Source organism: Streptomyces sp. LARHCF249 (assembly GCF_052871255.1).
The window spans coordinates 1-20,548 of record NZ_JBIXJQ010000019.1 but is presented as its reverse complement, the minus strand read 5'-3'; the positions used below and the strand labels follow the sequence as shown (position 1 = coordinate 20,548).

The following is a 20,548-nucleotide window of genomic DNA, read 5'->3' as shown; positions in this document are numbered from 1 at the left end:
CTGCCCGGCCCAGCGCAACTCGCACCACACCACCTTGCCCGGCGCCCGGGGCACCACACCCCAGGCGTCGGCGACGCCGTGATCGCCAGCCCCCCTCCCCGGCGGCCACCCCGCCATCCGCGACCTGGGCCGGCCTCACGGAGTGGGCCGGCTCCGCGAGCTGATCAGGTCCGCCAGGCCGTCCAGCACGCGGCCCAGGCCGAAGGTGAACTGGAAGTCCGGGCCGTCGGCCCCGGCGAACGCGTCGGAGTCCAGCAGCCGCGTCACCGCCGGGTGGGTGTCCGGGCCGGTCATCAGCCGCAGCGTGCGCAGGTACTGGGCCATCGCAACGTCCGGTGAGACGCCGGACTTCATCATGGCGTCCATCATGTCCGCGGCCATGGTGGCCTCGTTCCGTACGAGCCCGCCGATCAGGATGATCGCGGAGAGCTTCTCGCCCTCGCTCAGGCCGGTGCCGGCCAGCGCGGCGAGCCCGCGTTCCATCCAGGCGAGCTGGTTCGGGCTGACCGGGGCCGCGGTGATCGGGATGCGCAGGATCCAGGTGTTGGCCATCAGGACGGCCCGCTGCGCGTACGCCCACTGCGACAGCAGCTCCCGCCAGCCCAGCCCGTGCTCGCCGGAAGGCGCCGGCGGGAGGCCGACGCCCGCGTCCGCCATCAGGATGTAGAGCTCTTCCTTCGCCGTGACGTACCGGTAGAGGGACATCGTCGAGACGCCCAGTTCCTTGGCCACTCGGACCATGGAGACGGCGTCCATCCCCTCCCCCGCGGCGAGCGCGACGGCCGCGTCCACGATCCGGGTGAGGGTGAGCGTGGGGCGCGGGCCCTTGCCGGGGCGTTCGCGCAGGCCCCAGGCCATTTCCAGGCTCGCCGGAAGCCCGGTGGTACCGGCCGTGTCACCCGCCGTTCCGTCCGCCGGTTCCTTCGCCATCGCCGCCCCCTCCCTCATGAGTCGTTGACCCACATCCTAGTTCTGTGTATTACTTACACAGAAGCGCGTAACCCATACGCAGAAGGGAGCCTGGTCCCCGATGACCACGTACGAGCTGGGTATCCACGCCACCGGCCTGACCAAGTCCTACGGCGGCCTCCGCGTCCTCGACGGCATAGACCTGGCCGTCCCGAGCGGCAGCGTCCTGGCGCTGCTCGGCCCCAACGGCGCCGGCAAGACCACCGCCGTCCGCCTCCTCGCCACCCTCACCGCCCCCGACTCCGGCACCGCCCGCGTGGCCGGGCACGACATCACCGCCGAGCGCGCACGGGTCCGCGAACGCATCAGCCTCACCGGGCAGTTCGCAGCCGTCGACGACCTCCAGACCGGCGCCGAGATGCTCCGCACGATGGGCCGCCTGTCCGGGCTCTCCGCACGCGAATCCCGTACCCGCGCCGACGAACTGCTGGCCCGCTTCGGCCTCGCCGAGGCCGCCGGACGCACGGCGAAGACGTACTCGGGCGGCATGCGCCGCCGCCTGGACCTCGCCGCAGGCCTCGTCTCCCGCCCCGAGGTGATCTTCCTGGACGAGCCGACCACCGGGCTCGACCCGCGCGGCCGCCAGGACCTGTGGGAGCTCATACGGGAACTGCGCGCCGACGGCGCGACCGTACTGCTCACCACCCAGTACCTGGAGGAGGCCGACCGGCTCGCCGACCGCGTCGCCGTCCTGGCCGAGGGGCGGATCGCCGCCGAGGGCACGCCCGCCGCCCTCAAGTCCCGCGTCGCGGGCCACCGCCTCGACCTGACCCTGACCACCCGGGCCGCCTACGAGGCGCTCGCCGGCCTGGCCGTCCACCTCGCCCCGGACGAGCTCACCGTCGGCCTGCCCACCGACGGCAGCGCCGCCCACGTCCGGGCCCTGCTCGACGAACTCGACCCGGACCGCACCACCGTGGACCGCTTCGCCGTCCGCACCGCCACCCTCGACGACGTGTTCCTCACCCTGACGGGAGCCGCGACATGAGCACCTCCGCCCTCGCCCTGGCCGGCCGCAGCCTGCGCATCAGCCGCCGCCAGCCGGACGCGCTGATCACCGCCCTGATGCTCCCGGTCATGCTGATGCTGATCTTCGTCTACTTCTTCGGCGGGGCCATCGACACCGGGACGCAGTACGTGACGTACGTGGTCCCGGGAGCCATGCTGCTCTGCGCGGGCTTCGGCGCGGCGAGCACCGCCGTCAGCGTCGCCGACGACATGAAGAACGGCGTCATCGACCGGTTCCGCTCCCGGGACATCGGCGGCATCCCGATCCTGGCCGGCCACGTGACGGCCTCGGTCCTGCGCAACCTCGTGTCCACCACCCTGGTACTGGCCGTCGCACTCGCCATCGGCTTTCGCCCGCAGGCCTCCGCGCCCGCCTTCCTGGCCGCGGCGGGGCTCCTCGTCACGTACATCACGGCGATCTCCTGGCTGGCCGCTGCGCTCGGACTGCTCGCCAAGTCCCCCGAGGCGGCGGGCGGATTCACGTTCCTGATGATGTTCCTGCCCTACCCGTCCAGCGCGTTCGTCCCCATCGACACCATGCCCGGCTGGCTCCACGGCTTCGCCGACCACCAGCCGCTGACCCCGGTGATCGAATCCCTCCGCGCCCTGCTCCTGGACCAGCCCGCGGGCAACGCCCCCTGGGTGGCCCTGACCTGGTGCGCGGCGATCGCAGCCGGGTCCGTGGCCCTGACGGCCGCCCTCTTCAACCGGCGAACCCGCTGACGGGCTCCGGGCGGAACGCGTCAGCGGGTTCGCCCGCCGCTCAGCTGTTGATCGGATAGGAATGGCGGCCCGTCACCTCATCGATCTCGGAGTGGGCCTTCTGCAGCATCTGCGACGCGAGATCCATGAGCGCGCGAGCGCCCGCGATCTCTTCCCCGACCCTCAGCTGCTCCGGGTCGGAGGGGTGGCGCATGGCATAGCCGTGCGCCCTGAGCTCGGAGCCGTCCCCGAGTCTGACCAGGGCCGCCGCACTGGTGCGGTGGCCCTCCTCGGTGAATTCGAGCTCCACATGCCACCCGACGAGCGTGGACATGGTGCATCACCTCCAGGGGCTCACCCTTCCTCCAGGGTGCGCCCGCGGCGGACGGAGCGCGAGCGCTCAGCGCGCCTCGCGCAGCCAGCCCGCGACCTCCGTCGCCCAGTACGTCAGGATCGTGTCCGCGCCGGCCCGCTTGATGCCGAGCAGGGTTTCCACAATGGCCCGGTCGCGCTCGATCCAGCCCTTCTCCGCGGCCGCCTCGATCATCGCGAACTCACCGCTGATCTGGTACGCCGCCACCGGGACGTCCACCGCCTGCGCCACCCGGTACAGGATGTCCAGGTAGGGCCCGGCCGGCTTGACCATCACCATGTCGGCGCCCTCCTCCAGGTCCAGCGCCAGCTCGCGCAGGGACTCCCGCGCGTTCGCCGGGTCCTGCTGGTACGTCTTGCGGTCGCCCTGGAGCGAGGAGGCGACGGCCTCGCGGAACGGGCCGTAGAAGGCGGAGGAGTACTTCGCCGTGTACGCGAGGATCGCGACGTCCTCGTGGCCGGTCTCGTCCAGCGCGTCGCGGATGACGCCGACCTGCCCGTCCATCATCCCGCTCGGCCCCACCACGTGGACGCCCGCGTCGGCCTGGACCTGCGCCATCTCGGCGTACCGCTCCAGCGTCGCGTCGTTGTCGACCCGGCCGTGCTCGTCGAGGACACCGCAGTGGCCGTGGTCGGTGTACTCGTCCAGGCACAGGTCGGACATGATCACCAGGTCGTCGCCGACCTCCGCCTTCACGTCGCGGATCGCGACCTGCAGGATCCCGTCCGGCTCGGTGCCCGCCGTGCCCAGCGCGTCCTTGTTCTCGTCCGCCGGAACCCCGAACAGCATGATCCCCGCGACCCCGGCCTCGACCGCCTCCACCGCGGCCTTGCGCAGCGTGTCCCGCGTGTGCTGGACCACGCCCGGCATCGCCGAGATCGCCAGGGGCTCGCTGATGCCCTCCCGCACGAACGCCGGAAGGATCAGGTCCGAGGGGTGCAGCCGGTTCTCCGCGACCATCCGCCGCATCGCCGGGGTGGTGCGCAGCCGCCGGGGCCGCGAGCCGGGGAAGGATCCGTACGTGCTCATCTTCTAGTCGCCTCTTCGAGCATCGACAGCAGTCCAGACAAGGGTAGGGCCCGGGCGCTCAGCACCCGGGCCCCACTCCACTCACATCAGGTCACGTCTCACGTCGTACGACGACGCCGCGCCCCCGGCCGCCGCTCGCTCGGCCGGAACACCGTCTCGCCGGCCTCCTTGGCCGCCTCGCGGCGCGCCGCGCCGTACTCGGCCAGCGCCTCCGCCAGCTTGCTCACGCTCGGCTCCGGCGACAGCACGTCCACGCGCAGCCCGTGCTCCTCCGCCGTCTTGGCCGTCGCCGGCCCGATGCAGGCGATGACGGTCACGTTGTGCGGCTTCCCGGCGATGCCCACCAGGTTCCGCACGGTCGACGACGACGTGAAGAGAACGGCGTCGAAGCCGCCGCCCTTGATGGCCTCGCGGGTGTCCGCCGGCGGCGGCGACGCGCGCACCGTCCGGTAGGCGGTGACGTCGTCGACCTCCCACCCGAGTTCGATCAGCCCGGCGACCAGCGTCTCGGTCGCGATGTCGGCACGCGGCAGGAACACGCGGTCGATCGGGTCGAAGACCGGGTCGTACGGCGGCCAGTCCTCAAGCAGCCCGGCCGCGGACTGCTCCCCGCTCGGCACCAGGTCCGGCTTCACGCCGAACTCCACCAGCGCGGCAGCGGTCTGCTCGCCCACCGCGGCGACCTTGATGCCCGCGAAGGCCCGCGCGTCGAGCCCGTACTCCTCGAACTTCTCGCGCACCGCCTTCACGGCGTTGACCGAGGTGAAGGCGATCCACTCGTAGCGGCCCGTCACCAGGCCCTTCACGGCCCGCTCCATCTGCTGCGGGGTCCGCGGCGGCTCCACGGCGATGGTCGGCACCTCGTGCGGCACCGCGCCGTACGAACGCAGCTGGTCGGAGAGCGAGGCGGCCTGCTCCTTCGTACGCGGTACGAGCACCCGCCAGCCGAACAGCGGCTTCGACTCGAACCAGGCCAGCTCCTCGCGCCGCGCGGCGGCGCTGTGCTCACCGACCACGGCTATGACCGGCCGGGCGCCCTCGGGCGAGGGGAGCACCTTGCCCTGCTTGAACACCTGGGCGATGGTGCCCAGCGTCGCGGACCAGGTCCGCTGGCGCGTGGTGGTGCCGGCGACGGTCACCGTCAGCGGGGTGTCGGGCTTGCGCCCGGCGCCCACCAGCTCGGCGGCCGCGCTCGACACGGTCTCCAGCGTCGCGGAGACCACGAGGATCCCGTCGCTCGCCCCCACCTCGCTCCAGCAGCGCGCCGACGCGTGCTTCGCGTCCACGAACCGCACGTCCGCGCCCTGCTTGTCGCTGAGCGGCACACCGGCGTACGCGGGCACGCCGACGGCGGTCGCGACACCCGGCACCACCTCGAAGGGGATGCCGGCGGTGGCGCAGACGAGCATCTCCTCGGCCGCGTTCCCGTCGAGACCGGGGTCACCGGTGACGGCACGTACGACCCGCCTGCCGGACCGTGCGGCCTCCATGACAAGATTGGCGGCGTCCCGGATCACCGGCACCCCGGCGGCTGCTGACACTTCGTCAGCGACCGTCAGCTGCGGCGTGTCGACACCCGCGCGCGCATGCGTCCGTACGACGTCGAGCACCTCGGGCTCCGCGATCAGTACGTCCGCGGCGGCGAGTGCCTCGACGGCGCGCAGCGTCAGCAGACCCGGGTCGCCGGGGCCGGCACCGAGGAAGGTGACGTGTCCGTGGGCGGCGAGTGCCGGGAAAGCGGAGGTGGTCGGACTTGAGGGGTTCAAAGCGATCGCTCCCCCATCAGACCGGCCGCGCCCTTGGCCAGCATCTCGTCCGCGAGTTCGCGGCCGAGAGACATGGCCTCGTCGTACGACTGGGGCACGGGACCGGTGGTGGACAGCTGCACCAGCGTCGAGCCGTCGAGGGTTCCGACGACGCCGCGCAGGCGCATTTCATTGACAATCCGTCCGTCGGCCAAAAGATCGGCGAACGCGCCCACGGGTGCGCTGCAGCCGGCCTCGAGGGCGGCGAGCAGGGAACGCTCGGCGGTCACGGCGGCCCGGGTGTGCGGGTCGTCGAGTTCGCCGAGCGCGGCGATGAGGTCCGTGTCGGACGCGAGGCACTCCACGGCCAGGGCTCCCTGGCCGGGAGCGGGCAGCACGTGGTCGACCGACAGCAGGTCGGTGGCCTCGTCACTGCGCCCGATCCGGTTCAGACCGGCGGCGGCGAGCACGACGGCGTCGAGCTCCCCGTCCCGTACGAACCCGATGCGGGTGTCGACGTTCCCGCGGATCGGTACGGTCTCGATCCGCTTGCCGAGCGAGCGGGCGTAGTGGTTCAGCTGGGCCATCCGCCGCGGCGAACCGGTGCCGATGCGGGCGCCGTCGGGCAGCTGCTCGAAGGTCAGACCGTCCCGGGCGACGAGCGCGTCCCGCGCGTCCTCGCGACGCGGCATGGCCGCGATCACGAGGTCGTCGGGCTGCCCGGTCGGCAGGTCCTTCAGCGAGTGCACGGCGAAGTCGACCTCGTGGCGCAGCAGCGCGTCGCGCAGGGCCGTGACGAACACGCCCGTCCCGCCGATCTGCGCGAGGTGCTCGCGCGACACGTCGCCGTACGTCGTGATCTCCACGAGCTCGACGGGCCGGCCGGTGATCGCCCGTACCGCCTCGGCGACGTGGCCCGACTGGGACATGGCCAGCTTGCTCCGCCGCGTACCGAGCCGCAGCGGCTGGTCGGGACGTGTGTTCATGATGCCCGTCCTGGGTCGTCGTCGTTCAAGGGATCGGCCGCGTCTGCCCGGCTGACGGAAGCCACCGTCTGAGGGTCGAGGTCGAAGAGTTCGCGCAGCGCCTCGGCGTACCCGGCGCCGCCGGGCTCGCTCGCGAGCTGCTTCACGCGCACGGTCGGCGCGTGCAGGAGCTTGTCGACGACGCGGCGCACGGTCTGGGTGACCTCGGCCCGCTGCCGCTCGTCGAGATCGGGAACCCGCCCGTCGAGCCGCGCCACTTCCATGGCCACGACCTCGGCCGCCATGGCCCGCAGGGCGACGACGGTGGGCGTGATGTGCGCGGCCCGCTGGGCCGCGCCGAAGGCCGCCACTTCCGCGGCGACTATCGCGCGCACGGCGTCGACGTCGGCGGCCATCGGGGCGTCCGCGGACGCCTCGGCCAGGCTCTCGATGTCGACCAGCCGCACTCCGGGAATCCGGTGCACGGCGGCGTCGATGTCCCGGGGCATGGCCAGGTCCAGCAGCGCGAGCCGCACGCTGGAGCCGTCGGCCTGCGTACGGGTGCTGCGCCGGGGCTGGCGCTGTGCGGCGGCCTCACCCTGGTCGGCCCAGGTCCCGTGCAGCTCGAGCGAGTTGGCGTCGACCCCGGTCAACGCGGACCGCCCGTCGGGCCCCACGGGACACCCGTCGGCCTCGACGGCGCTGATGGTCCGCGCGGCCCCGGCATCCGCAAGTCGCCCGTGCGTCATGGCGGCGGCGGCCAGCCGAGCCACGACGTCGGCCGAATCCGGCCCCACGGCGTGAGCCGAAGGTCCGGCGGGAGCCGAATCCAGCCCCTCCGGCGTTTGAGGAGCGGGGTCTGGAGCGGAGCCCCAGGACACGGCGGCGAGCACGTCATCGGCGGTCAGCACGAGCCCGGTGGCACCGGTGCAGGACACCACGACATCGACTCGTGTCAGCTCCTGGGCGACACCGGCCATCGAAATGGCCGAAGCCCGCACACCCGTGCCTGAGGCAACCAGAATCTCCACCAGCCGCTCCGCCCGCTCGGCGGTCCGGTTCGCCACCACGACCTCGGCGACCCCGACCCGCGCCAGCGTCGCCGCGGCCAGCGAGGACATCGACCCGGCGCCGATGACCAGCGCCCGCTTCCCGGCGGCCCACTCGCCCACCGGCAGGTGAACGGCGAGCTGCTCCAGTCCGAACGTGACCAGCGACTGGCCGGCCCGGTCGATCCCGGTCTCCGAGTGCGCCCGCTTGCCGACCCGCAGCGCCTGCTGGAACAGGTCGTTGATCAGCCGCCCGGCGGTGTGCAGCTCCTGCCCCAGCGCCAGCGCGTCCTTGATCTGGCCGAGGATCTGCCCCTCGCCCACGACCATCGAGTCCAGCCCGCACGCCACCGAGAAGAGGTGGTGCACGGCCCGGTCCTCGTAGTGCACGTAGAGGTACGGCGTGAGCTCCTCCAGAGCCACCCCGCTGTGCTGGGCCAGCAGCGTGGACAGCTCGGCGACACCGGCGTGGAACTTGTCCACGTCCGCGTACAGCTCGATCCGGTTGCACGTGGCGAGCACCGCCGCCTCCGTCGCCGGCTCGGCGGCGAGGGTGTCGTGCAGCAGCTTGACCTTGGCGTCCGCGGACAGCGAGGCACGCTCCAGCACGCTCACCGGGGCGCTGCGGTGGCTCAGCCCTACGACGAGCAGACTCATGCCGGCATCACCGCCGGCACGTCACCCTCGGGCCCGCCCTTGCGCGCCTCGGCGGCGACCCGACCGGCCGGCGGCACCACGGCCGCGGCGGGGGCCGCTCCGCCCACGGATGAGCCCGTCTCGGCGGCCGCGGCGGCGGCTTCCTCGCCGGCCTTGCGCTGCTCGTGGAACGCCAGGATCTGGAGCTCGATGGAGAGGTCGACCTTGCGCACGTCCACGCCGTCGGGCACGGAGAGCACGGTCGGGGCGAAGTTCAGGATCGAGGTGACACCGGCGGCGATCAGCCGCTCGCTGACCTGCTGCGCGGCACCGGCCGGCGTCGCGATGACGCCGATCGAGACCCCGTTCTCCTCGATGATCTTCTCCAGCTCATCGGTGTGCTGCACGGGGATCCCGGCCACCGGCTTGCCGGCCATCGCCGGGTCGGCGTCGATCAGCGCGGCGACGCGGAAACCGCGCGACGCGAAGCCGCCGTAGTTGGCGAGCGCGGCGCCGAGGTTGCCGATGCCGACGATGACAACCGGCCAGTCCTGCGTCAGTCCGAGTTCGCGGGAGATCTGGTAGACGAGGTACTCCACGTCGTAGCCGACGCCACGGGTGCCGTAGGAGCCCAGGTAGGAGAAGTCCTTGCGCAGCTTCGCGGAGTTGACTCCGGCGGCGGCCGCGAGCTCCTCGGAGGACACCGTGGGCACCGATCGCTCGGAGAGCGCGGTGAGGGCACGCAAGTACAGCGGAAGCCGGGCGACAGTGGCCTCGGGAATACCTCGGCTGCGGGTCGCCGGTCGGTGAGTTCGGCCAGTTGCCACGATGCTCCTGCGGGATGAGCGGGGCTGCAGGCGGCCACTTGTCCCAGGACCGCCCCGTCGACAGCAGGCTATGCCTTTGTGAACGCGTGCACAAAGATTGTGTCCAATTTGTCCGACCAAAGTGACCGGGGTCACGCCGCCTCGACACGGAAGGGCGGAACCAACGGCACGCCGAACCCGTTCAAATCCCAAAGGGGGCAAAACTGCACACACTCCTCACAGATACGCCCCCAGACCCCACAAATCGCCCATGATGGTAACCGGGTGGGGGTCAGCCCTCCAACGCCCGCCGCAGCCGGTCCGGGTTCACCCTCCAGAAGGTGTGCTGTTCGCCATCCACCAGCACCACCGGAATCTGCTCCCAGTACAGCCGGTAGAGCTCCTCGTCCTGCGAGATGTCCTTCTTCTCCCACTGCGCGCCGGTCTGCGCGCACACCTTCTCGATGACCTCCTGGGCGTCATCGCACAGATGGCACCCCGGCTTCCCGACGAGCGTCACCATCCGGTCGGCGGGACGCTTCTTTTCCTTGCGTCGCAACAAAGGGCTCATGGCCTCATTCTCCCGAAGTGTTAACGCCTCCGTTTCCCATCGGTTCGAGAACTCCCGAACACAGTGGCTATGCTCGCCGCATGGCCGCTCTCGGATGGCTCACCCCCCGTAGACGCTCCGCAAGCGCGCGGAGCGTGCTGGCAGGCGAGGCCTCGGCCGAGGCCGCCCGGAAGACCGCGCTGGCCGGAGCCCCACACCTCACGGAACCCGACCTCGACACCGACCTCGAGGCCCTCGTGGAGGAAGGGGAGGAGCCGGAGTTCCCCGTCGCGGGCGACGACCTCGCCGCCGCCTTCTTCGACCTCGACAACACCGTCATGCAGGGCGCCGCGATCTTCCACTTCGGCCGCGGCCTCTACAAGCGCGAGTTCTTCCGCCGCCGCGAGCTGGCCCGCTTCGCCTGGCAGCAGGCCTGGTTCCGGCTCGCCGGGGTCGAGGACCCGAACCACATGCAGGACGCCCGCGACAGCGCCCTGTCCATCGTCAAGGGCCACAAGGTCTCCGAGCTGATGGCCATCGGCGAGGAGATCTACGACGAGTACATGGCCGAGCGGATCTGGCCGGGCACCCGCGCCCTGGCCCAGGCCCACCTCGACGCCGGCCAGAAGGTGTGGCTGGTCACCGCCGCCCCCGTCGAGACCGCCACGATCATCGCCCGCAGGCTCGGGCTGACCGGCGCGCTGGGCACCGTCGCCGAGTCGGTCGACGGGATCTACACCGGCCGCCTGGTCGGCGAACCGCTGCACGGCCCCGCCAAGGCGGAGGCGGTTCGCGCCCTGGCCGCCGCCGAGGGCCTCGATCTCGAACGCTGCGCCGCGTACAGCGATTCGCACAACGACATCCCGATGCTGTCGCTGGTCGGGCATCCGTACGCGATCAATCCCGACACAAAACTGCGCAAGCATGCCCGTACCAACGACTGGCGGCTGCGCGACTATCGGACCGGCCGCAAGGCGGTGAAGGTCGGCGTCCCGGCGGCCGCCGGAGTCGGCGCGATCGCGGGCGGCGCGGCCGCCGCCATCGCCCTGCACCGCCGCCGCCGCTAGCCGCGCCGGGCCCGTCGAGGGGCCGCCGCCAGCACCGGAGCCCCCGCACGCCGGGCGGTCGGCGCACAGCCGGCTCCCGGACCGCCGCCCCAGGGTCATTCCCCCAGCCCTACCCCCGGACGGGGCAGGGCACTCCGGCCTGCCCGACTCGGTCGCGAGCCCCCACGGAAGCGTCCATTCCGCGCACCCAAGTGATCACCAACCGATCACCAACTGCGACTGAATATGCCCTCGACACGCAACGGAAGTGTCGGAACCGGTGATTTGTGCAACTGGGTGTAGCGCTGCCTGTACGAAGCGTTATTCTCCTCAAACGCATGCCACCGGCCATCTGTCGCCACGACGGGTGAACGGTCCCGCACTGCACGTGATGGAAGCTCTGCCTCTGGGAGTCCCGTGTACCCACCTGTCGGGGTTGACGCCTCGGGCCTGGCTACGCTGCGCGCAACGGTCCTCGACCACCTGCGCGGCTTCGTCCCCACCGCGTACGCCGTCCCCGCCTTCGCCGCCGCGGTCCCTGCCGGGCTCGGCCCGGCCGGTCCTTGCTATGCCCTGACCGACGGCGGAGCGACGGTGGGCAGACGAGGTCGCGCGGCCGGCGGCTCGAACAGCGCCGCCGGCACCAGCACCCAGGCCGCCCCCCGCCGCCCCACCGCGGACAGCGACCAGGCCCGCATGATGGACCTGGTCGAACGCGCCCAGGCCGGCGAGGCCGAGGCCTTCGGCCGCCTCTACGACCAGTACAGCGACACGGTCTACCGCTACATCTACTACCGCGTCGGCGGCAAGGCGACGGCGGAGGATCTCACCAGCGAGACCTTCCTGCGCGCGCTGCGCCGCATCTCCACCTTCACCTGGCAGGGCCGCGACTTCGGGGCCTGGCTCGTGACGATCGCCCGCAACCTGGTGGCCGACCACTTCAAGTCCAGCCGCTTCCGGCTGGAGGTCACCACCGGCGAGATGCTCGACGCCAACGAGGTCGAGCGCAGCCCCGAGGACTCCGTCCTGGAGTCCCTCTCCAACGCGGCCCTGCTGGAAGCCGTACGGAAACTCAATCCGCAGCAGCAGGAGTGCGTGACCCTGCGCTTCCTGCAAGGCCTCTCGGTCGCCGAGACGGCCCGGGTCATGGGGAAGAACGAGGGAGCCATCAAGACGCTCCAGTACCGGGCGGTGCGCACGCTGGCCCGGCTCCTCCCGGACGACGCCCGCTGACCCCTCCACACATCAACACAAACTCACATACATCCGGTGACCCCTCGATGACGCTGTGGTCCGATCATCCTTCGTCCGTAACCCAAGTGCCGCGACGCTCGTTGTGCGGAATGCAGACCCCCTGTGGACACGCCCTGACCGAAGCCGCTCACTCGAAAGTGTGGATGTGCTCAAGGAAGGCAACCTTCCGGACACCCTGGGGAGTCGATCGTCATGACGAGAGGAGGTGCCGCCAGTGATCGCGAACGTGACTCCGCACCGGCGGGCGAACGCCTTCGCCCAGGCCCTGGAGGATCGGACCCCGTCCGACCTTTCGGAACCGGACCCGGCGGCCGAGCAGTCCGAGGCACCTGCCGAACCTGCCGACCACGACCGGCTGTTGGCCCTGGCGAGCGTGCTCGGCGAACGAACGCCGCGCCCAGTGCTGGACCCAGACGTCAAAGTGGTGCAGCGAGCCCAGCTCGTTGCCGCCATGGAGGCCATGGTGCTGGAGGAGAGGGCCGGGGGCGGTGCCGCCCCGGACCCTCAGGTGCCCGAACAGCGGACCGGCCGCGGCGCCCACCGGGCGGCATCGCTCCGGAAATTGCGGCCCCGCTCCCGCTGGTCCAAGGGCATCGCGGCAGGCGGTCTCACCGTAGGTGTGGCCGCGGGGGCCTTCAGCGGAGTGGCCGCTGCCAGTACCGACGCCCTGCCCGGTGACCACCTCTACCCCGTGAAGCGGGGCATGGAGGACCTGAAGCTCGGGATGGCCGACGACGATTCGGACCGGGGCGAGCTCTATCTCGACCAGGCCTCGAACCGCCTGTCGGAAGCCCGCAGGCTGATGGAGCGCGGCCGGGGCGGAAGCGTGCTGGACCACGAGGTCCTGGGCGAGATCCGCCGCGCGCTGGCGGGGGTGAAGCACGACGCGGGAGAGGGCCACCGGCTCCTCCAGGCGGCCTACGAACGGAACGGCGAGCTCGGCCCGATCCAGGCCCTGTCCTCGTTCTCCCGCTCCCACCGCGACGCCTGGGGCAAGCTCCGGGAGAAGCTTCCCGCGCAGCTCACGGACGTGGGCGGCGAGGTGGAGTCGGTCTTCCAGGCCATAGACGAAGACGTGGCGCCGCTGCAGAGCCTGCTCCCGAAGCCACCCGAGCAGACCCGCGGCTCCAGCTCCTCCGGCACCCCGGCCAAGCCGGGCACCCCGAGCGGCAAGCAGCAGTCCGCACCGGCCTCCGGCAGCCCGTCGGGCAGCCCCGCGCCGTCCCCGTCGGGCAGCAGCAGCCTGCCCCCGACCCCGGGCGGCCTCCTGGGCGGTACGGGCGACCTGCTGAACCCGCCGGCAGGCCAGTCGACCCCGCCCTCCCCGGGCACCCCGGACCAGCCCAAGCCCGACATCACCCTCCCGCCCCTCCTCCCGGGCCTCCTCCCGGGCCTGGGCATCAACGCGGAGGACGCGGAGTAGTACGCGAAAACGCCGGCGAGGCTGCTCACAGCCCCGCCGGCGTTCCTCGCTGCGTCCGCTCAGAAGAACACGGACCGCCGCTGCACCAGCAGCTTGTACAGCGTGTGCTGGATCTGCTCCCGCACCTGGTCCGTCAGGTTGAACATCAGCATCGGATCCTCCGCCGCCTCGGCCGCATACCCCGCGGTCGCGATCGGCTCGCCGAACTGGATCGTCCACTTCGTCGGCAAGGGCACCGCCCCGAGCGGCCCCAGCCACGGGAACGTCGGCGTGATCGGGAAGTACGGGATGCCCAACAGCCGCGCGAGGGTCTTCGCGTTGCCGACCATCGGGTAGATCTCCTCCGCCCCCACGATCGAGCACGGCACGATCGGCGTCCCCGCACGGAGCGCCGTCGACACGAACCCGCCCCGCCCGAAGCGCTGCAGCTTGTACCGGTCTCCGAACGGCTTCCCTATCCCCTTGAAGCCCTCGGGCATCACCCCGACCAGCTCCCCGGCCTCCAGCAGCCGTTGCGCGTCCTCCGCGCACGCCAGGGTGTGACCGGCCTTCCGCGCCAGCTCGTTGACCACCGGCAGCATGAACACCAGATCCGCCGCGAGCAGCCGCAGGTGCCGCTGCGCCGGGTGGTGGTCGTGCACCGCCACCTGCAGCATCAGCCCGTCCAGCGGCAGCGTCCCCGAGTGGTTCGCCACGATCAGCGCACCACCCTCCTTCGGGATGTTCTCGATGCCCTTGACCTCGACCCGGAAGTACTTGTCGAACAGCGGCCGCATCAGGGACATCAGGACCTGGTCCGTCAGCTCCTTGTCGTAGCCGAACTCGTCGACCTCGTACTCCCCGGTGACCCGCCGCCGCAGGAACGCCAGCCCGCCGGCGATCCTCCGCTCCCAGCCGCCGCCCGCGGGCGCCCGCTCCGGCACCGCCGCAGGCGGCTCCTCCACCGGCTCCACAGCCGGCTCGGGAGCGGACACCGCCCGGACCATGCGCGGCGCCCGCCGGCGCGGCCGGTCCTCGTCGAACGGAATGACCTTGGCGTCCGCCACTATCTCTTCGCTCCTTCAACCGCGTCCACGTCTGCCTCCAGGCCGTCCACCTTCAGCACGGCCGCCACCCGGTCCACGGCCCGCGCCGCCCGCTCCGGCGACAGCAGGCCGCCCCCGCGGCTCCGCGCGAAGTCCGCGAAGGTCTCGGCGGTCGTGTACATCGGCTCGAAGCCGAGCACGTCCCGCATCTGCGAGGTCTCCACGACCCGGCCGTGCGTGAGGAGCCTTATCTGCTCCGGAGAGAAGTCGGTGATCCCGACCGCCCGCAGCGCCGACCCCACCCACGTCACGGCGGGCAGCAGCAGCGGCAGCGTCGGCCGCCCCAGCCGCCGCGAGCACTGCGACAACAGCAGTACGCCGTCCCCCGCGATGTTGAAGGTCCCGCTGTTCAGCGTGCCCCGGCGCGGCTCCTTCGCCGCCAGCCGCAGCACGTCGAGCACGTCGTCCTCGTGGACGAACTGCAAACGCGGGTCGTAACCCAGCACGGTCGGCATGACGGGGATCGAGAAGTACTCGGCGAGGGCCGAATCGGCGAAGGGGCCCAGGATGTTCGCGAACCGCAGCACGCACACCGCGACGTCCGGCCGCCTGCGCGCGAAGCCCCGTACGTAGCCCTCGACCTCGGCGGCGTCCTTGGCGAACCCGCCCGCCGGCAGCGACTTCGGCTGCGTGGTCTCGGTGAAGACGGCCGGATCCCGCGAGGTGCCCCCGTACACACTGGTACTGGACTTCACCACGAGCCGCCGTACCGTCGGGGACTTCTGGCATGCCCCCAGGAGCTGCATCGTCCCGATGACGTTCGTTTCCTTGACGGTGCTGTGCGCCCCGCCGGTGCCCACGCTGCCCCCGGTGACCGCCAGATGGACCACCGTGTCGACGGCGTGCTCGGCCAGCACGCGGGCGATCGCCGACTGCCTGATGTCCGTACGGACGAACTCGGCCGATCCGAGCCGGTGTGGCGGAGTCACGGCGTCGACCGCGATCACCCGCTCGACATCCGGGTCGCGCTGGATGCGGCGCACGAAGCGGCCGCCCAGCTGCCGGGCAGCCCCGGTGACGAGTACGACCTTCCCCACGAGCTCAGCGCCTCCCTAGAAGAAGAAGTCCCCCGGCTGCACCGCAGCCCCTCCACCAAAGTCTGGTGGAGGGGCTGCGGAAAACACGTACAGCTGCCGTTTACTTCTTGTTACGGCGCTGGACGCGGGTGCGCTTGAGCAGCTTGCGGTGCTTCTTCTTAGCCATCCGCTTGCGCCGCTTCTTGATAACAGAGCCCACGACTACCCTCGCTCACTTCTCTTCATTCGGTGCGGGGCGTCGGGGCCCACACGACCTACGTCGGCCTAGCCTACCGTCCCGAGCTCCGAGCTTGTAATCCGAGGGCATGCCGAGGTCAGTCTCAGGCCGACTCCACCCCCACATAGGACTCTCGGAGGTACTCGTGGACCGCATTCTCGGGGACCCGGAAGGACCGGCCCACCCGGATTGCGGGCAGATGACCGTTGTGCACCAGCCGGTACACGGTCATCTTCGACACTCGCATCACCGAGGCAACCTCCGCCACGGTCAGGAACTGAACCTCACTGAGAGGCCTCTCGCCAGCAGCCATGACACACCTTGACCTTCCGCGCATGACGGGCACCGGCTTCCCCTCCGGTTACTCCTCGTCGTCGCACGCTCACTCCCCAGAGTAGGGGCGCGTGATACGAGTGGGGAAGAGGAGCTACAGCCACTCCTGCCACCCCGTCAGACTCGCCCGATTGAGCACATAGCGCGTAAGCGGTCGGTAGTAGTCCGCACGCACCGCGTCATCGATCGGAACGGCCACCGAGACGCGCCCCTCGGCCTCGCCCACGAAGAGCGCGGGATCGTCCGTATCCGCCAGCCCGATCGCCTCCACACCCAGCTGACCAGCACCGCAGACCCACCCGTGATCCCCCACCACCAACTCCGGCAACGGCCCGCCTGCGTCCGCCAAGGCCCCCAGCGCGAGCCGGACCGGCAGCGGCGAATGGGAGTGCGCGCCGGTCGCACTCCCCGGTGGCCGCACGCCGGGGTCCCGCACCAGTGCGACCCCCCGTACGTAATCGATGCTGTACGTGCGTACGCCGAACCGGGTCGCCATGTCGACACTCACCCCCTGCGCCGGAGTGAGGACAACACAGCCCGCCGCCGACATCGCCTCGGCCAATCCGGCGTAGAAGCCCAGGAGCCGGTGCGGATGCCCCGTCCCGAACAGCACCGGCGACCGCGCCCCGGCCGCCGCCCGCAGCCGCCCCGCAAAGGCCTCCAGCGCGGCCATCGTCCGCTCGGGATCGATCACGTCCGGCCCGCTGACGTGCGCCGGGTCCGCCGACACCCCGCACTTGTCCGCCATCAGCCTCAGCAGGTCACCCTCGCCCCACGCCCACTCCGGATCCAGCCCGAGCAGCACCCGCGGATCGCGCGCCGCGAACAGCCGGTAGCTGCGCAGGCTCTCCTCCCGGGACGTCGCGACGGGCCCGGCCAACCGGGCGGCCAGCAGATGCGCACGCAGCGCGCCGGAGCTCAACACCCTCCGATGCTGCCCCACCGAACCTGGCGGATCATCAATTCCGGAGAACCGCCCCACAGTTGGCGTAACGATGCATCATCAGGTCAGCATGCCGCGCAGCGGGAACACCGCGCGCCGGGCGGCGAGGACGGCTTGATCCGTGCGGTCCGCCGGATCGTAGCCCGCGTCCCATTCCCGCCACGCCACCTCGCGCCCGTCCGTCATCCGGGCCGGCGCCAGCTGCCGCGTCCGCGCGTACACCTCGTCCCGCCAGGAGGCCGGGACCGCGGTCGCCGGGTCGATCGGCCGGTGCGCGGCGATCGCCACCAGGTGCGTCCACGACCGCGGTACGACGTCCACCACCGCGTACCCGCCGCCGCCGAGCGCCAGCCACCGCCCGTCCGCGTACTCGTGCGCCAGCCGGTGACAGGACTCCTGGACGGCCCGCTGGGCGTCCAGGGACACCGCCAGATGGGCCAGCGGGTCCTCGAAGTGCGTGTCGGCACCGTGCTGGGTCACCAGCACCTGCGGACGGAAGTCCGCCAGCAGCTCCGGCACCGTGGCGTGGAAGGCCCGCAGCCAGCCCTTGTCCCCGGTCCCCGCCGGCAGCGCGACGTTCACCGCCGACCCCTCGGCCGCCGCACCGCCCGTCTCCTCCGGCCAGCCGGTCTGCGGGAACAGCGTCCGGGGGTGCTCGTGCAGGGAGATCGTCAGCACCCGCGGGTCGTCCCAGAATGCCGCCTGTACGCCGTCCCCGTGATGGACGTCCACATCCACGTACGCGACCCGCTCGGCCCCCAGCTCCAGCAGCCGGGCCACGGCCAGCGCCGCGTCGTTGTACACGCAGAAACCGGCCGCCCCGCCCGGCATCGCATGGTGCAGCCCGCCCGCGAAGTTGACGGCGTGCGCGGCCTCGCCCCGCCAAACGGCCTCCGCCCCCGCCACCGACTGCCCGGCGATCAGCGCGGACGCCTCGTGCATGCCGTGGAACGCCGGATCGTCCATGGTCCCCAGCCCGTACGAGCCGTCGGCGATCCCGGGATCGGCGGACACCTCGTGCACCGCGGCGACGTAGTCCTCCCGGTGCACGAGCCTCAGCGTCGAGTCCCCGGCCGCCCGGCCCGCCCGTACCTCCATGGCCCGGTCCAGCCCGAAGGCGCGCACCAGGCCCATGGTCAGCGCCAGACGCACCGGATCCATCGGATGGCCGGGCCCGAAGTCATACTTCGTTACCGCCTCGTCCCACATCAACAACCCGCGGCCGCTCATGCCCGACACCGTATCGGGCGTCCCGCGGCCCGAACGAGCGGGCATGGAACAGCGTGACCAGCACGAGGACCATCGGCACGAGCATCGCGCCCCGGTAGCTCCACGCGTCCCCGATCCCGCCGACGAGCGGCGACCCGATCAGGAAGCCGACGTAGTTGAAGATGTTCAGCCGGGCTATCGCCGTGTCCGAATTCCCCGGGAACAACCTGCCCGCGGCCGCGAAGGTCTGCGGCACGATCACGCACAGCCCGATCCCCAGCAGCGTGAACCCGAGCATCCCCACCCACGCCCCCGGCGCCGCCGCCACGACCGCGAACCCGGCGGCCGCGACCACCGTCCCGCCCCGCACCACTGCCGCGGCCCCGAAGCGCCGCACCCCCAGGTCCCCGACGGCCCGCCCGATCAGGGTGGTGACCATGTAGACGTTGTACGGGACGGTCGCCAGCTGCTCGGAGCTCCCCAGCACGTCCTGGAGGTACTTGGCACTCCAGTTCGCCACCGTCGAGTCCCCGATGTACGCGCACGCCATCACCAGGCAGAGCGGCAGCAGCAGCTTGGCGCCGCCGGCGCCCAGCCCCTTCTCCCCGGCCGCCTCGAACGGCGCGTCGACGTATCTGCGGCTGCCCAGCAGGACCAGCGGCACCAGTACCGCCACGGCCGGCAGATAGCTCGGCAGCAGGTCCAGATGCCAATGCGCCCCGGCCCATGCGGCCGAGGCCCCGGCGATCCCCCCGAGGCTGTACGCGGCGTGGAAGCCGAGCATGATGCTGCGCCCGTACGCCCGCTGGAGGCTGACGCCGAGCATGTTCATCGAGGCGTCCAGCGCCCCCACCGACAGCCCGAACACCCCCAGGGCCACCGCCACGTGCCACATCTCGCTGCCGGCTCCGACACCGAGCAGCGCGAGCAGCACCACGGGCTGCGCCCACCTCAGCACCGCGCTGGGCGCCACCCGCTTCACCAGGTGCTCGGTGGCGACGCTGGCGACCCCGGCGAGGATCGGCACGGCGGCGAGGAAGGCGGGCAGCAGGCCGTCGGATATCCCGTACCGGTCCTGGATGGCCGGGATCCGCGTCACGAGCAGCGCGAAGGCCACGCCCTGCGCGAAGAAGCTGAACCCCAGGGCGCTGCGCCCGCGCCGCAGCCGCACATCAACCGTCATGGCGGGTCAGCGTAGGGCCCGGGGCTACCCGTGGGTAGAGAGATCACACGGGCAGTTGCAGGAGCCCCGGGAGCTGCTTCATGTCCCCGAAGTACGCGGTGGCCCCGGGAAGCCGGTCGGCAGGCAGCATCGCCGTGAACGCGAGCACATCCATGCCCGCGGCCACGGCGGCCTTGATGCCCGGCGGGCTGTCCTCGACGACGACACACCGCGCGGGCTCCACGCCCATCGCCCGGGCCGCGTGCAGGAACAGATCGGGCGCCGGCTTCCCCTGGCCCACGTCCTCGGAGCTGAAGATCCACTCCTCTTCGAACCACCCGTCGAGCCCGGCCGCCCGATGCCCGACGCGGATCCGCTCGGGACTCCAGGAGGAGGTCACGCAGTACCCGATCCCGTGCGCGGTCAGCGCCCCGAGCACCTCTTCCACCCCGGGCACGGGCCGCAGCTCCCGCTCGAAGGCGGCGAAGGTCCGCGAGTGCAGCGTCTCGTCGAACTCGTCCGGCAGCCGCTTCCCGGACCGTTCGAGCACGAGGTCGTGCACCCGGTGCACGGCGGCGCCCATGTAGTCGCGGAGCGAGTCCTCGTACGAGGTCGGGTGCCCGATCTCGCTCAGGTACCCGGCCAGGATGCTGTTGGCGAGCGGCTCACTGTCCACCAGCACGCCGTCGTTGTCGAAGATGACGAGGTCATAGCCCATCCCCCAACCCTACGAGCCGTCAGTTCAAGTTCCCGGCAGCCTCGTGCTGGTGATCGGCTGAACATCGGAAGATCCTCAGCTCGCCGGCCCCAGCGGGCCAGCGGTCGAGGTCGAACACAGACAGGCGCCCGAAACGCAGAAAAGCCCCGCACCGAACCCCGGAGGGTTTGGTGCGGGGCTTCCGCAATGATTGTTCGGCGGCGTCCTACTCTCCCACAGGGTCCCCCCTGCAGTACCATCGGCGCTGAAAGGCTTAGCTTCCGGGTTCGGAATGTAACCGGGCGTTTCC

21 protein-coding genes and 1 rRNA gene are annotated in these 20,548 nt (G+C 71.5%); 5 read left to right on the top strand and 17 right to left on the bottom strand.

Going from position 1 to position 20,548, the window contains the following annotated elements:
* Positions 1-135: 135 nt before the first annotated feature.
* On the bottom strand, positions 136-930 hold the full coding sequence (locus ACIPUC_RS34920) for a TetR/AcrR family transcriptional regulator (RefSeq protein WP_446594404.1): 795 nt from the start codon (positions 928-930) through the stop codon (positions 136-138).
* 100 nt (positions 931-1,030) lie between these two features.
* Between ACIPUC_RS34920 and ACIPUC_RS34915 the strand changes: the two genes are divergently transcribed.
* Positions 1,031-1,957 carry an ATP-binding cassette domain-containing protein gene (locus tag ACIPUC_RS34915; RefSeq protein ID WP_446594403.1) on the top strand — a complete coding sequence of 309 codons (927 nt, stop codon included), beginning with the start codon at positions 1,031-1,033 and terminating at the stop codon, positions 1,955-1,957.
* A complete protein-coding gene (locus ACIPUC_RS34910; RefSeq protein WP_446594402.1) occupies positions 1,954-2,700 on the top strand; it encodes an ABC transporter permease in 747 nt (248 codons plus the stop codon). Before ACIPUC_RS34915 ends, ACIPUC_RS34910 begins: the two co-directional genes overlap by 4 nt.
* A gap of 40 nt (positions 2,701-2,740) precedes the next feature.
* On the opposite strand, the gene ACIPUC_RS34905 is transcribed toward ACIPUC_RS34910, so the two are convergent.
* From ACIPUC_RS34905 to ACIPUC_RS34875, 7 genes are all read right to left on the bottom strand, one after another.
* Positions 2,741-3,013 (bottom strand): DUF1876 domain-containing protein, encoded by a 273-nt coding sequence (locus ACIPUC_RS34905; protein WP_446594401.1) that lies wholly within the window; start codon positions 3,011-3,013, stop codon positions 2,741-2,743.
* Between the two features lie 66 nt (positions 3,014-3,079).
* Positions 3,080-4,081, bottom strand: a complete 1,002-nt coding sequence (hemB, locus tag ACIPUC_RS34900) for a porphobilinogen synthase (protein WP_446594400.1) — start codon at positions 4,079-4,081, stop codon at positions 3,080-3,082.
* A gap of 98 nt (positions 4,082-4,179) precedes the next feature.
* On the bottom strand, positions 4,180-5,847 hold the full coding sequence (locus tag ACIPUC_RS34895) for a uroporphyrinogen-III synthase (RefSeq protein ID WP_446594399.1): 1,668 nt from the start codon (positions 5,845-5,847) through the stop codon (positions 4,180-4,182).
* Positions 5,844-6,812 (bottom strand): hydroxymethylbilane synthase, encoded by a 969-nt coding sequence (hemC, locus tag ACIPUC_RS34890; protein WP_446594398.1) that lies wholly within the window; start codon positions 6,810-6,812, stop codon positions 5,844-5,846. Before hemC ends, ACIPUC_RS34895 begins: the two co-directional genes overlap by 4 nt.
* Complete coding sequence (locus tag ACIPUC_RS34885; RefSeq protein WP_446594397.1) at positions 6,809-8,497, bottom strand: glutamyl-tRNA reductase; 1,689 nt, start codon at positions 8,495-8,497, stop codon at positions 6,809-6,811. Before ACIPUC_RS34885 ends, hemC begins: the two co-directional genes overlap by 4 nt.
* The gene (locus ACIPUC_RS34880) at positions 8,494-9,303 is read right to left on the bottom strand and encodes a redox-sensing transcriptional repressor Rex (protein ID WP_446594396.1); all 810 of its coding nucleotides are present in this window, start codon (positions 9,301-9,303) and stop codon (positions 8,494-8,496) included. Before ACIPUC_RS34880 ends, ACIPUC_RS34885 begins: the two co-directional genes overlap by 4 nt.
* A gap of 271 nt (positions 9,304-9,574) precedes the next feature.
* Positions 9,575-9,853 (bottom strand): glutaredoxin family protein, encoded by a 279-nt coding sequence (locus tag ACIPUC_RS34875; protein ID WP_446594395.1) that lies wholly within the window; start codon positions 9,851-9,853, stop codon positions 9,575-9,577.
* Between the two features lie 80 nt (positions 9,854-9,933).
* On the opposite strand from ACIPUC_RS34875, the gene ACIPUC_RS34870 reads away from it, so the two are divergent.
* The 3 genes from ACIPUC_RS34870 to ACIPUC_RS34860 all read left to right on the top strand — a co-directional run bounded on the left by ACIPUC_RS34870 (position 9,934) and on the right by ACIPUC_RS34860 (position 13,555).
* Complete coding sequence (locus tag ACIPUC_RS34870) at positions 9,934-10,899, top strand: HAD family hydrolase (RefSeq protein ID WP_446594394.1); 966 nt, start codon at positions 9,934-9,936, stop codon at positions 10,897-10,899.
* Between the two features lie 396 nt (positions 10,900-11,295).
* The gene (locus ACIPUC_RS34865) at positions 11,296-12,111 is read left to right on the top strand and encodes an ECF subfamily RNA polymerase sigma factor, BldN family (RefSeq protein WP_446594393.1); all 816 of its coding nucleotides are present in this window, start codon (positions 11,296-11,298) and stop codon (positions 12,109-12,111) included.
* Positions 12,112-12,346: 235 nt separating this feature from the next.
* A complete protein-coding gene (locus tag ACIPUC_RS34860; RefSeq protein WP_446594392.1) occupies positions 12,347-13,555 on the top strand; it encodes a DUF5667 domain-containing protein in 1,209 nt (402 codons plus the stop codon).
* Positions 13,556-13,614: 59 nt separating this feature from the next.
* Here ACIPUC_RS34860 and ACIPUC_RS34855 read toward each other — a convergent pair whose 3' ends face one another.
* The 9 genes from ACIPUC_RS34855 to rrf form a co-directional block, all read right to left on the bottom strand.
* On the bottom strand, positions 13,615-14,601 hold the full coding sequence (locus tag ACIPUC_RS34855; protein WP_446594391.1) for a lysophospholipid acyltransferase family protein: 987 nt from the start codon (positions 14,599-14,601) through the stop codon (positions 13,615-13,617).
* Positions 14,601-15,677, bottom strand: a complete 1,077-nt coding sequence (locus ACIPUC_RS34850; RefSeq protein WP_446594390.1) for an NAD-dependent epimerase/dehydratase family protein — start codon at positions 15,675-15,677, stop codon at positions 14,601-14,603. Before ACIPUC_RS34850 ends, ACIPUC_RS34855 begins: the two co-directional genes overlap by 1 nt.
* A 100-nt stretch (positions 15,678-15,777) precedes the next feature.
* Positions 15,778-15,876, bottom strand: coding sequence for a 30S ribosomal protein bS22 (locus ACIPUC_RS34845; protein ID WP_003948845.1), 99 nt, complete (start codon positions 15,874-15,876; stop codon positions 15,778-15,780).
* A 121-nt stretch (positions 15,877-15,997) separates the two neighbouring features.
* Positions 15,998-16,207, bottom strand: coding sequence for a helix-turn-helix domain-containing protein (locus ACIPUC_RS34840; protein WP_008738568.1), 210 nt, complete (start codon positions 16,205-16,207; stop codon positions 15,998-16,000).
* A 114-nt stretch (positions 16,208-16,321) separates the two neighbouring features.
* The gene (locus ACIPUC_RS34835) at positions 16,322-17,152 is read right to left on the bottom strand and encodes a phosphatase (RefSeq protein ID WP_446594389.1); all 831 of its coding nucleotides are present in this window, start codon (positions 17,150-17,152) and stop codon (positions 16,322-16,324) included.
* Positions 17,153-17,230: 78 nt separating this feature from the next.
* Positions 17,231-18,400 (bottom strand): acetoin utilization protein AcuC, encoded by a 1,170-nt coding sequence (locus ACIPUC_RS34830; protein WP_446594388.1) that lies wholly within the window; start codon positions 18,398-18,400, stop codon positions 17,231-17,233.
* Positions 18,351-19,562 (bottom strand): MFS transporter, encoded by a 1,212-nt coding sequence (locus tag ACIPUC_RS34825; protein ID WP_446594387.1) that lies wholly within the window; start codon positions 19,560-19,562, stop codon positions 18,351-18,353. The genes ACIPUC_RS34830 and ACIPUC_RS34825 overlap by 50 nt, the downstream gene beginning before the upstream one ends.
* Positions 19,563-19,605: 43 nt before the next feature.
* The gene (locus ACIPUC_RS34820) at positions 19,606-20,259 is read right to left on the bottom strand and encodes an HAD family hydrolase (RefSeq protein ID WP_446594386.1); all 654 of its coding nucleotides are present in this window, start codon (positions 20,257-20,259) and stop codon (positions 19,606-19,608) included.
* A 192-nt stretch (positions 20,260-20,451) separates the two neighbouring features.
* Positions 20,452-20,548 (bottom strand): 5S ribosomal RNA (gene rrf / locus ACIPUC_RS34815); the annotation flags it as partial.